The sequence below is a fragment of the Devosia sp. genome (assembly GCF_041917035.1).
Classification (GTDB): domain Bacteria; phylum Pseudomonadota; class Alphaproteobacteria; order Rhizobiales; family Devosiaceae; genus Devosia_A.
The window spans coordinates 1-10,789 of the sequence record NZ_JAYRYM010000137.1; the positions used below are offsets into that span (position 1 = coordinate 1).

11 protein-coding genes are annotated in these 10,789 nt (G+C 65.5%); 5 read left to right on the forward strand and 6 right to left on the reverse strand.

What is annotated here, in order from left to right; translation table 11 throughout:
- From ACE3TU_RS14050 to ACE3TU_RS14060, 3 genes are all read left to right on the forward strand, one after another.
- A partial coding sequence (locus tag ACE3TU_RS14050; RefSeq protein ID WP_374625219.1) for a Bug family tripartite tricarboxylate transporter substrate binding protein occupies positions 1-490 on the forward strand: 490 nt, incomplete at its 5' end.
- 126 nt (positions 491-616) lie between these two features.
- Positions 617-1,579 carry a Bug family tripartite tricarboxylate transporter substrate binding protein gene (locus tag ACE3TU_RS14055; protein ID WP_374625221.1) on the forward strand — a complete coding sequence of 321 codons (963 nt, stop codon included), beginning with the start codon at positions 617-619 and terminating at the stop codon, positions 1,577-1,579.
- 118 nt (positions 1,580-1,697) lie between these two features.
- Positions 1,698-2,453, forward strand: a complete 756-nt coding sequence (locus ACE3TU_RS14060) for a TetR/AcrR family transcriptional regulator (protein ID WP_374625223.1) — start codon at positions 1,698-1,700, stop codon at positions 2,451-2,453.
- Between the two features lie 249 nt (positions 2,454-2,702).
- Here ACE3TU_RS14060 and ACE3TU_RS14065 read toward each other — a convergent pair whose 3' ends face one another.
- Positions 2,703-3,248, reverse strand: coding sequence for a DNA-3-methyladenine glycosylase (locus ACE3TU_RS14065; RefSeq protein WP_374625237.1), 546 nt, complete (start codon positions 3,246-3,248; stop codon positions 2,703-2,705).
- The gene (locus ACE3TU_RS14070) at positions 3,248-4,108 is read right to left on the reverse strand and encodes a Ku protein (protein WP_374625225.1); all 861 of its coding nucleotides are present in this window, start codon (positions 4,106-4,108) and stop codon (positions 3,248-3,250) included. The genes ACE3TU_RS14065 and ACE3TU_RS14070 overlap by 1 nt, the downstream gene beginning before the upstream one ends.
- Before the next feature lie 97 nt (positions 4,109-4,205).
- On the opposite strand from ACE3TU_RS14070, the gene ACE3TU_RS14075 reads away from it, so the two are divergent.
- Complete coding sequence (locus tag ACE3TU_RS14075) at positions 4,206-5,027, forward strand: Ku protein (RefSeq protein ID WP_374625227.1); 822 nt, start codon at positions 4,206-4,208, stop codon at positions 5,025-5,027.
- Here ACE3TU_RS14075 and ligD read toward each other — a convergent pair.
- The 3 genes from ligD to ACE3TU_RS14090 are packed head-to-tail and all read right to left on the reverse strand — an operon-like array spanning position 5,024 to position 8,372.
- Complete coding sequence (gene ligD / locus ACE3TU_RS14080; RefSeq protein ID WP_374625229.1) at positions 5,024-7,522, reverse strand: DNA ligase D; 2,499 nt, start codon at positions 7,520-7,522, stop codon at positions 5,024-5,026. The two genes, ACE3TU_RS14075 and ligD, sit on opposite strands and share 4 nt — an antisense overlap.
- Entirely contained in the window at positions 7,522-7,737 is a 216-nt protein-coding gene (locus tag ACE3TU_RS14085; RefSeq protein WP_374625231.1) for a hypothetical protein, read from the reverse strand. The genes ligD and ACE3TU_RS14085 overlap by 1 nt, the downstream gene beginning before the upstream one ends.
- Positions 7,738-7,745: 8 nt before the next feature.
- The gene (locus tag ACE3TU_RS14090) at positions 7,746-8,372 is read right to left on the reverse strand and encodes a CinA family protein (RefSeq protein WP_374625233.1); all 627 of its coding nucleotides are present in this window, start codon (positions 8,370-8,372) and stop codon (positions 7,746-7,748) included.
- Positions 8,373-8,587: 215 nt separating this feature from the next.
- Between ACE3TU_RS14090 and ACE3TU_RS14095 the strand changes: the two genes are divergently transcribed.
- Positions 8,588-8,926, forward strand: a complete 339-nt coding sequence (locus ACE3TU_RS14095) for a four-helix bundle copper-binding protein (protein WP_374625235.1) — start codon at positions 8,588-8,590, stop codon at positions 8,924-8,926.
- A 425-nt stretch (positions 8,927-9,351) separates the two neighbouring features.
- Here the strand turns inward: ACE3TU_RS14095 and ACE3TU_RS14100 are convergent, their stop codons facing one another.
- Entirely contained in the window at positions 9,352-10,527 is a 1,176-nt protein-coding gene (locus tag ACE3TU_RS14100) for an MFS transporter (protein ID WP_374625239.1), read from the reverse strand.
- Positions 10,528-10,789 lie beyond the last annotated feature (262 nt).

The window sequence follows — 10,789 nt, forward strand, 5'->3', positions numbered from 1 at the left end:
CGCGCACCTGACCTTCGAACTGTTCAAGGACCTCGCGGGCAAGCTGGAGTCAGTCCATATCCCCTACAGAGGCGGGGCTCCGGCGCTTCAGGATGTGGTCTCCGGGCATGTCCCGATCCTCGCCGACACATTCAGCAGCACGCTTCCATTCCACCGGCAGAAGCTGCTGCGGGTCATTGTCATGACCGGCGAGAAGCGCTCGACCCTTGCGCCCGAGATCCCGACCGGCGTGGAGTCGGGCCTGCCTGGCCTCGTCGCGAGCACCTCGGGCCTCATCCTGGGTCCGGCAGGTCTGCCAGATGCCGTAGTGGCGCGGCTGCGGACAGCTTTCTCCGCATTGATGAATGACCCTGCATTCCAGAAAAAGCTGATCGAGCTCAACTTTCAGCCCGCCACGGACTGGTCACCAGAGAATACCGGCCGCTTCATCTCCAGCGAAATCGCGAAATGGGCTCCGGTCGTCAAGAGCACAGGCACCGTCATGAACTGACCCTGACCGCCTCAAAGCCACCGGCCAGGAGTGCGGAATTCTTGGGATCACAGCTGCATTGGCGGCGCGTCTGCCGACGACAACGCGAGTTGATGCCGCCGGCGAACCAACTCCACGGAGACACCCATGCTCAAGACGCTTCTCGCAAGTCTCGGCTGCGCCGCCCTCCTGCTTTCAACGCCGGCCACTGCCCAGTATCCGGAAAGACCCGTCAAACTGGTGCTGCCCCTGCCCGCGGGCTCGGCGACCGATACCGTTGCCCGCGTCATTGCGCGCGCCATGGAGGCTTCCCTCGGGCAGCCGATCATCATCGAGAATCGCGCCGGCGCTGACGGCGCGATCGCCGCGCTAGCCGTCGCGAGGTCAGAGCCGGACGGCTACACGCTGCTGTTTGCCACGAACAGCCCGATGTCGGCTGTTCCGGCCATGAAGCTGCAGCCCGGATACGATCCGGCCACGGACTTCTCCCCCATATCGCTCGTCGGACGCTACTCGTCGTTCCTTTGGGTTCATCCTGATGCCCCAATCCGCTCGTTGCAGGAGATGGTCGCCTATGCGCGGGCCAATCCCGGTAAACTGAGCTACGCCACCGGCAATACGGGTGGGCAGGTCGCGATGCTGCAATTGCTGGCGCTCGCCGGCAAACCGACGCTTGTTCACGTGCCCTACCGAGGAGAACCTGCTGCAATCGTCGACGTTGTATCGGGACGCATTCCGTTGATGTTCGCTACTCCGACCACGGCGGGCTCGTTCGCAAGGGAGGGCAAGCTCCGTCCGCTCGTCACGACGCTGCCGCAGCGCAGCCCCGCGTTTCCCGAGGTTCCGACGGTACAGGAAGCTGGTCTGCCCGGCTTCTCGATCACGCTCTGGGCAGGGATGTTCGGGCCGGCCAAGCTGCCGGCGGCCATTGTGCAACGCCTCAATGCGGGGGTGCAGTTCGCCATTCGTCAGCCTGAGGTTCGCCAGATCCTCGAAGCGCAGCAGTTCTTTGCCGAGGGTTCGACCGTCGAAGAATTGCAGCGTTTCACCGTGGAACAGTTGAATGCGTATCGGAATGCATTGCGCGACGCGGGGGTGGAGCCGAACTGATGACGATGACTGTCGTGGCCCCCGAACGAATCCCCGAAGATTGGCCGGATCGCATTCGGCCGCATAGTCTTCACGCCGGGTGGAGCCGGTATCAGGCTGCGGCGCCGGACGCGTGACCATGAATGCTGTAACTGACGCCAACGGATCCCCCGACCCAGTGTTCGTCAAGAGCCAGGTTGCAGACGAAAAGCTCATGGCCAGGCGGCGCGGGCAGATTGTCCCCGCGGCGGTCGCGCTGTTTTCGGAGCGAGGCTATTACCGCACCACCATCCAGGACATCGCGAGACGGGCCGGGGTCAGTACCGGCCTGATCTACCAGTACGCACAGACGAAGGAGGACATCCTACTCCTGTCGCTGATCAACGTGATGGAGACCTACAAACAAGCGATTCCGGATGCCGCAAAAGGCAGGAACGACCCTCTCGACGTGCTCTGGGCCTCACTCGCAGCCTATTGTCGGGTGGTGGACCGCGCGCGCAATGCCGCGGTCCTCGCCTATCGTTCCACCAAATCGCTGCCGCGCGAGCACCGCCAGTTCCTCAAGCAGGTCGAACTCGATACCAACGAGCTCATTGCCAAGGCGCTCAGGACATGCATCGACGCGGGCGTGTTCCGTCAGGTCAACGTCGATCTCGTGACCTACCAGTTCGTCCTCTACGCCCACACCTGGGCGCTGAAGCACTGGCGACTGTCGCAGTTCACCGACATCGAGGGCTATATCGCCCAGGGCTTCGATTTCTTCGTTCACGCCATGGCGACGCCCAGGGGCTTGGAGACGTACGCAGACTTCCGGCAAGTCCGCGAAGAAGGGTCGCACCCCCCTTCAACAAGCGGGTCTGTCAATCAAGCGGCAGAGGGCGAAGTCGCCAAGTGACCTGCTGCTGAAGCACACTTCTCGTCCGATCGACCTGTTGATGGCAGTTGGAACTTGGCTACCAGCGACCAGTCAATGGCAGCTGTTGCGACAGAGAGGAAGGTCCGCAACTGAGGCGCAAAGCATCTTCGCTCAACGATGCCCGAAGGGGCTGACCATAGTCCCGAAGCGCAGCAACGCTCCCGCCGTTCCCCGCGGATCGATCCACGGCTCGCGACAGGCCGCAGCGATCATGCGTTTGGGCTGAAGTCAGGATTGAAAACGGCGGCTGAGGTAGGGGCTTCCCGCCTGCCCGAACCGCCAGGGCCGCTCGGCGGGCCGGGAAATGCCGATCCGTGGTCCCTTCGCCACCGCAACGGTGCCGCTTCGCGGCGAAAGCAACAAGGGGGAGCCCGCCAGAGAAACCCCGTCGAGGGCGCCGGTGATCCCCAATGCCTGCGTCAGACGCCCCGGGCCGGCACAGAGGACCCGCGGATCGTCCAACCCTCGGCGCTGTCTCATCACCTCGAGGCCATGGGTGGGCTCGATCGCGCGGATGAGCACCGCCGATCCGGGCTGGCAGACCAGGTTCAGGCACCAGTGGAGGCCGTAGGAGCGGTAAACGTAGATTGTGCCGGCCCTGGCGAACATGGCGGCATTGCCCGTGCGGCGACCCCGGAAGCTGTGCGAGGCCGGATCATCGTCTCGGTACGCCTCCGTCTCGATGATGATGCCTCCCGCCCCCACGTGGCTGAGGGTGGCGCCGATCAGCCATTCCGCTGCTTCGACGGGATCGGCCGGAAGTCGGCTCGCCATCACGCCGCTTTCTTGCCCCGGGGCTTGCCCGGGGCCTTGGCGGCACCGGCCGTGGACTTTCCGCGCCCCTTCGCCGGACCGCCGGCGACGCCCGCGCTCTCGCGCAGGGCCGCCATCAGGTCGACGACCTTGGGAGCTCGCTTTTCCTTTGGACGCTTCACGGCCTTTCCGGCGAGCTTGTCCCGGACCAAGGTCGCGACAGCCTCCTCGTAGCGATCGTCGAAAGCCGACGGATCAAAGGTGCCGGCCTTGGTCGAGACGATGTGTCGTGCGAGATCGAGCATGTCCTTCTTGATCCTGATGTCGGGCAGGTCGGAAAAGGCGTCGGCGGCGGACCTGACCTCATAGTCATAGTTGAGAGTATGGGCGATGAGGCCCTCCTCGTCGGCCCGCAGCATCAGCGAACGAACTCGCCGGAAAAGTACGGCACGGGCCAGGGCGGCGACGGACGCGCTGCGCATCGCCTCGCGGATGACCGCAAAGGCCTCCTGACCAGCGCCCCCCGCAGGCGCCAGGTAATAGGGCCGGTCGAAATAGAGGGTGTCGATGTCGTCGCAGGGAATGAAGGCTTCGACGGACAGGGTCTTGTCACTCTCGGGAACCGCCCTGGCGATCTCGTCCGGTTCGAGCATGACCACCCGGTCGTCGTCGAGCGCGTAGCCCTTTACCTGGTCGTCGCGCGGGACCGGCTTGCCGGTCGCAGAATCGACGAACTCCCGACGCACCCGGTTGCCCGTCTCCCGATTGATCGTGTGGAAGGCGATCCGGGACGACGTCGAGGCCGCCGTGTAGAGGCCGACGGGGCAGGACAGGTCGCCGATCTTGAGGAAGCCTTTCCAGTTTGCCCGCTCGCCTGCCATCGCCCGTCCTCCCTACCGCGGCAAGCCAACGTCGGGCGCGCGACGGAGTTCCGGAACCGCCGTCCCCCGCTGCGCATTGATGAGCGTTGGAGGCACCATGGCAGATCGGTCGTTCTGGAAAGGCTATCTCAAGCTATCGCTGGTGACCTGCCCTGTCGCCATGGCGCCCGCGACCACCGAGAGCGAGAAGGTTCGCTTCCACACCCTCAACCGCGCGACCGGCAACCGGGTGGAAAGCCGTTACGTCGATTCGCAGACCGGCAAGCCGGTGAAGGACGACGATCAGGCGCGCGGCTATGCGCGCGGCGAGGATGACTTCGTCGTGCTGGAAGATGACGAACTGGACAGCGTCGCCCTTGAGACGACCCGCACGATCGACATCGACCAGTTCGTCGCCCGATCGTCCATCCCGTGGATCTATCTCGACAAGCCCCACTTCCTCACGCCCAACGATCCAGTCGGCGAGGAAGCCTTTGTCGTTATCCGGGAGGCCATGGCGGCCTCCCGCGTGGTCGGGATCTCGCGTCTCGTCCTCTACCGTCGGGAGCGCGCCGTCATGCTGGAGCCGCGCGGGAAGGGCATCATCCTCTGGACACTGCGCTTCGGCGACGAAGTGCGCGACAGGGGCGGCGACGCCGGAGCGGAAGATGCCGGAGCGCCGCCGGCCAAGGCGATGACCCTGGCGCGGAGCCTGATCAAGGAGAGGACACGGAAATGGACGCCGAAGATGGTCCATGATCCGGTTCAGGATGCGCTTCTGAAGCTGGTCGCCTCGAAAAAGGCGGCGACGGCGCGCCGGAAGGGACCCGCCAAGGCGCGAAGCGATAACAACGTGGTGGATCTGTTCGCGGCACTGCGCAAGAGCCTCGGCGGGTCGCCAGCCAAAAAGCCGCCGGCCTCCCCCCGAAAGCGCGGCTAATCCTTGGCCAGAGCTTCGGCCGAAGCGCGGAAATCTCGCCACGGGTCCGACTTCGGCAGGTCAGCGCCCACCTTCACGGCGTTTGGCGCGATGCCGCCTTCGACCTCGGCCCAGGTGACCGGCGCCGCAATGGGGGCGCCGTCGCGGGCGCGGGTCGAATAGGGCGCAACCGCCGTCGCGCCGCGGCCGTTGCGAAGGTAGTCGATGAAAATCTTGCCCCGCCTTGCCTTCTTGGCCAGCGTCGCGGTGTAGCGCGCGGGTGCGGCCTTCTCCATGGCGTCCGCGAAGCCGCGGGCGAAGGCCTTGACCTCCGTCCAGCCAACCGCCGGCACGAGGGGGACAGTGACGTGGAACCCCTTGCCGCCCGACAGTTTCACGAAGCTCTCGAGGCCGATGCCCTTCAGCCGGTCCCGCACCTCGAGCGCACCCGCGCGGACCCCGTCGAGGTCGACACCCGGCCCGGGATCCAGATCGAAGATGACCTGGTCGGGACGCTCGACGTCGTCGATGGTGGAGCCCCAGACGTGGATTTCCACCACGCCCATCTGCACCAGGGACGCGATGCCGTCGAAGTCCTCGACGTAGAGCAGGGCTTCGCTCCCCCGACCGGCTTTCAGGGTCCGCACTGCCTTGCCCATGCCCGGGGAGGCGTGTTTCTGGAAGAACGTCTGCTCCCCGATGCCGTCCGGGGCGCGCACGAGGCTCAGCGGCCGCCGGACGACAAGTGGCTCCATCCGGTGCCATACGGCCTCGTAGTGCCCCAGCAGGCCCGACTTCGTCAGTCCCACGTCAGACCACAGCACCTTGTCGGGGTTGGACAGCGACACTGTGGTCGACAGAGCAGTCTTGGCTGCCTTGCCGGTCCTGGCCTTCCGCTCGCGGCCTGCCGGCGGCGGCGCCTTCGCCTCTTCGCGGACGATGTCGGCCACCGGCTTGTCCTCGCGCAGTCCCTTGAAGGCAGCCTGCCTCAGCAACCCATCACCGGTCCAGCCGCGGAACTCGACCTCGGCGGCGAGTAATGGCTCCACCCAGACCACGCCGCGCCCCTGGGCCGACGACGCAGTGACCGGGGAGCTGGCCCGGCGCAGCGGATCGAGACGCTTCTTCAGCTCGCGCGCCACGGCGCCCCGGTAGCCGGTTCCGACGCGGCCCGCGTGCCGGAGGCTGCCATCGTCGTGATAGCCCACAACCAGCGAGCCGATCCGGTCGCGACCGGCGTTCGAAGGCACATAGCCGACGATGACGAACTCCTGCGCATGGGTGCACTTGGACTTGATCCAGTCTCCCCGGCGACCGCTGTGATAGGGCGCGTCGAGCCGCTTTGAGATCACGCCCTCGAGACCCATGCGGCAGGCGTGGTCGAGCATGACCTGGCCGGGGTCCTCGAAATGCTCGCTGAGACGCAGCGGTCCGGTCTTCGGGCCATCGAGGAGCTGCGCCAGCTGCTCCTTGCGGGCGACCAGCGGTTCGGCCTTCAGGTCGCGGCCGTCGAGCTGAAGCAGGTCGAAGGCGTAGAAGACCATTCCCTTATGGCGCCCTTCGGACAGGGCAGTCTGCAGGTCGGCGAAGGTCGAAACGCCGGAATCATTGAGCACCACGATCTCTCCGTCGATGACGGCGCTATCGCAGGACAGGTCCTTGACGGCGGTGGCAATGTCGCGCCCGAACCTCGCGGTCCAGTCCAGCCCGGTGCGGGTCAGAAGCCGGACCCGGCCTTCCGACAGGACCGCCTGCACGCGATAGCCGTCGAACTTGACCTCATGCACCCAGCCCTCGCCCTTCGGCGGCCGGTCTGCCAGCGTGGCGAGACACGGAGGCACGAAGACGGGAGCGGCGCCGCCCGGTCGTGTGCGCGCGCTCTTTTCGGAAATGGGAGTTTTCCTTCGACCAGCCGTCTTCTTCGGCGCCTTGCCCGCCGCAACGTCTTCGACCGTCAGGCCCGTGACCACGGACGCCGGCTCGTCCGCCAGAATGTCGCGATCAGATGCGGCATCATCGTCGGCCTTGATGAGCAGCCAGTTGTCCCGCGTTTCGCCCTTGCGGGGCTTCAGCCGGACGAGGTGCCATCCCCCCGCGAGGCGCTCGCCCTCGAGCGTGAAGGACAGATGGCCCTTGGCCATGCCGGCTTCCGGATCGCCCTCCGGGATCCAGCGCCCGCGGTCCCAGACAATGACCGCACCGGCACCATACTCGCCCTTCGGGATGTTCCCCTCGAAGCTGCCATAGTCGAGAGGGTGATCCTCGACATGGACGGCAAGGCGCTTGTCCTCCGGATCGAGGCTTGGCCCGCGTGTCACCGCCCAACTCCACAGGACGCCGTCGTGCTCGAGTCGGAGATCGTAGTGGAGGCGGCGGGCCGCGTGCTTGTGCACGACGAAGCTGCCTCCCGCCTTGCTCCGCCGCGGGGGGATCCTGCCAGAGGGCTCAGCGGTTGTGCGGAAGTCGCGCTTGGAGCGATAGGCCCCCAGCTTGGTGGCTGCGCGGGCCCTGCCCATCAGGCGGCCCTGAAATGGGACGGTGAGCTGTCGGCCACGGCATCGGCTGCCAGAAGATCGATCTGGGTAATGGCGGGCACCGGATCTTCCAGCATGGCCACCATGACCTCTCGGCCCAGCCCGCCGCGTACCGCACCGGCAAACGCCTGACGCGTCTCCCGCTCCGCTCGCAGCTGCGCGGCCAGCGCCAGGATGAGCTTGTCGCGGATATCCATGGGGTCCCTCACTGTCGCGTGTCGGGAGAAAACGCCGCCGCCGATCCAGTGTTCCGGCGAGCCGGGGTGGGCCGGCCTCGGCCCGGTACTGTACCGGGAACGTCCGTGCCGAGACCCAGACGGTCCGCGACCATGGCCAGTGCCGTACCGACGGCACAGGCGTGGAAGCCCTCCACGCCGCGGTCTCCAAACTCGAACGTTGCCGCGGCCGATGCCTGCCCTTCCTCGGCGACGGCCACGATGAGCAGCCCGACGGGGTTGCCATCCTCGTCGGGAGCGGGTCCCGCGACGCCCGTCGTGGCCACCGCCACACTCGCCCCCATCAGGTTCAGGACACCCTCCGCCATGGCGATCGCGACGTCACTGGTCACCGCGCCCATCGGCCCAGTCAGAAGATGGTTCGCTAAGCCGAGACCTCGCTGCTTGCTGCGCTTTGTGTAAGCGACGACGGTACCGAGATAGACCTGCGAAGCGCCTCGCGCCTCGGCCAAGACCCTGCCTACGTGTCCGATGGAACAGGACTCGGCCGTTGCTACCGATCTGCCGGAGAACTGAAGCGCTTCTACAATCGCCTCGGCGCGGCGAGCTACCGCCTTGGCACCTATATCCCCTGTTCGAGCCCCACCATCGTGCACTCCGTGGATCTAGTCACCCCGGGGGCACATTCGGTGCCCGCCATGGAACGCTCCGGACAGCGGTTGGTTACACATCAGGGTGACACGTTCACACGGCATCCCCCGACGTCGACCGGGAGTTGAAGCGACGCATTTCGGCCTCGGAGGCCCCGCTTGAGGATCGGAAGCGGGGGAAGCGCAAGCAGATATCGCTACCCCAGATCGAGGAGAGTCACATGCACCATGCACACGCCGACACGATGAGGGCCTGCATCGACGATTGCCTCGCTTGCTACCGCGAGTGCGTATCGACAGCGATGGACCATTGCCTGGCAATGGGAGGCGCCCACGTCGAGAAACGCCACATGACGCTCATGATGGCCTGCGCTGAGATCTGCCGGACATCGGCGCACTTCATGCTCCTCGATACACCCCATCATCGGCATACGTGCGCCGAATGCGCCGAGATCTGCGAGGAATGTGTGCGAGATTGCGAACGGCTCGGCGGCATGGACGCATGCGTCGAGGCCTGTCGCCGTTGCGCGGAATCCTGTCGAAAAATGGCCAGCAACTAGGCGCGCGTTGCTCTGGTGTTTCCGACCATCAAGCCGCGCGGTGGTGATCGGCATCGACGCCGATGTGGCTCTTGCAAGCGCTAGCACCGAACGCATTCAAGCCAGTTTGCCTTTCGGCGAACACGTCCGAAGACGCTATCCATGTCAGTAGTCGAGGCCCTTGATGTGCCTCCACGAGCCAACTGGAGCAGCGATGTAGCTGTTGCGGAAGTGGGACGGAAGGGCATTCTTAGAACGCCCGGGACGGGAATAGCCGAGTCTATGCCAGCGTCCGCTTGCGGAGCGCCGCCGAACTTCAGCTTCGGAGGCGCAAAGGTGACGCGAGCTCCCGGTAGCGGCCTTTGCCAGCAATCGCAATGGCAGCACTGGTAGTGCTACCAAAAGGCATAGCTCAAGAGGTGCCGGCGGGCGTGGCGTGATAGGGATCACGATGGATGGGCGCCGGACCTGGTCCTGGACCACCACAAGGCGACAGGCCCCAGTAGAATGGCGGCCCCAAGCAGAGAAAAGCCGGCCTGCCACGCCAATGGGTTAGCCGGCCCACCTGCCGCATCCAGCGCTAACCCAAAGGACCAACCACCCAGGGCCGACAGCCCGAAACCTATGGTCGAGTGCACCGCCATGGTTGCTCCCCTGGCATGAGGCGTCGCCGCGGCTGCCATGCCGGACGTTAGAGCTCCGGAGTCGGCGGGGATCGTGACTGCATGAAGAAGAATGAGGATGAGCAGCAGCCATGGCGGCGCGCCAGCGGCAAAGCCTATGGCAAGCCCGATAACGCCGGATGCTGCCTGAACGAGCCCGATGGCGCGGTGACGTCCAAATCTGATCGCTGCTTCATTTCCGAGGATGCTGGCCGGCATGGACAGAAGGCTGAAAAGGACGCTGATTGTGATCGCACCGACTGGCACTGCCCCGTCATGGCTCGCGGTCACGAAGCCCCAAAAGGCCACCAGCCACGTCCTGACAGCATAAAGCTCAAAGCAATGTGCGCCGTAGCCAAGGATGTAACCAAGCGCCGGGCGATTGCCAAAGACCGCCTTGAAATCGAACGCAGGTCCGGCGCGCGGCGCCGGCGGAACCGGCCGCATCAGAACAGCGACCGCGAGCATGACGGCGGGGCCTAAGCCCGTGATGTAGAATGCGGCCTGCCATCCCAGCCTGTCCGCGACAACCTGGGCCACCAGAAACGACAAAGCGACACCCAGAGAGAAGCTCGAGGTGTAAAGCGTCACGCTCCGGGAGACGTCGCCAGCGCCGAGGCGGTCGGTCAAGGCCTTAAGACCGGGCATGTAGGCACCGGCAAACCCCAGGCCGGCCATGCCCCACACCAACGACGCCGTGACCAGATCATGGGCGACCAGCGGAAACGCCAGGGTTGCCGCCATGCTCACCAGCGTTCCCGCGATCAGGATCCGCCGGGCGTCGATGCGATCGGTCAGAGTGGCAAGAACGGGCACAGCGAGCATATAGCCAAAGGCGTAGGCGCTCGCCATGAACCCTGCCTGGCCCGCGCTGAGACCCCAGAGAGGCATGAGGTGCTGAGCCATGATGGCCTGCACCACCATATGCGGCACGAGGTTGCCGACCTGCCCGAGGCACATGGCAATGACGAGTGACCGACCCTGGAGCACTGCGGCGACCTCACGTCCTCAAGCAACGACGGCGCTGGCGCTACCACAGCACGTCTTCATTCCCTCGGCAGCCTCGGGACTGGAACAACAGCTATGCTGGCGTTCAGAGCGACCGTTCGGCTGCACGCACTTGGGAAGGCGCTGAGTGGGAGACGCTGCCAACGCCCGTCTCCGGCAGTACGCAATCGACCTTGCGGCTCGATCCCAGTCGTGCCCACCACTACAAGGCCCC

Excerpts from the sequence above, each read along its gene's own strand:
- ACE3TU_RS14055 (WP_374625221.1), top strand. The coding sequence starts at position 617 with ATGCTCAAGACGCTTCTCGCAAGTCTCGGCTGCGCCGCCCTCCTGCTT.
- ACE3TU_RS14060 (WP_374625223.1), top strand. The coding sequence starts at position 1,698 with ATGAATGCTGTAACTGACGCCAACGGATCCCCCGACCCAGTGTTCGTC.
- ACE3TU_RS14065 (WP_374625237.1), bottom strand. The coding sequence starts at position 3,248 with ATGGCGAGCCGACTTCCGGCCGATCCCGTCGAAGCAGCGGAATGGCTG.
- ACE3TU_RS14070 (WP_374625225.1), bottom strand. The coding sequence starts at position 4,108 with ATGGCAGGCGAGCGGGCAAACTGGAAAGGCTTCCTCAAGATCGGCGAC.
- ACE3TU_RS14075 (WP_374625227.1), top strand. The coding sequence starts at position 4,206 with ATGGCAGATCGGTCGTTCTGGAAAGGCTATCTCAAGCTATCGCTGGTG.
- ligD (WP_374625229.1), bottom strand. The coding sequence starts at position 7,522 with ATGGGCAGGGCCCGCGCAGCCACCAAGCTGGGGGCCTATCGCTCCAAG.
- ACE3TU_RS14085 (WP_374625231.1), bottom strand. The coding sequence starts at position 7,737 with ATGGATATCCGCGACAAGCTCATCCTGGCGCTGGCCGCGCAGCTGCGA.
- ACE3TU_RS14095 (WP_374625235.1), top strand. The coding sequence starts at position 8,588 with ATGCACCATGCACACGCCGACACGATGAGGGCCTGCATCGACGATTGC.
- ACE3TU_RS14100 (WP_374625239.1), bottom strand. The coding sequence starts at position 10,527 with ATGTGCCTCGGGCAGGTCGGCAACCTCGTGCCGCATATGGTGGTGCAG.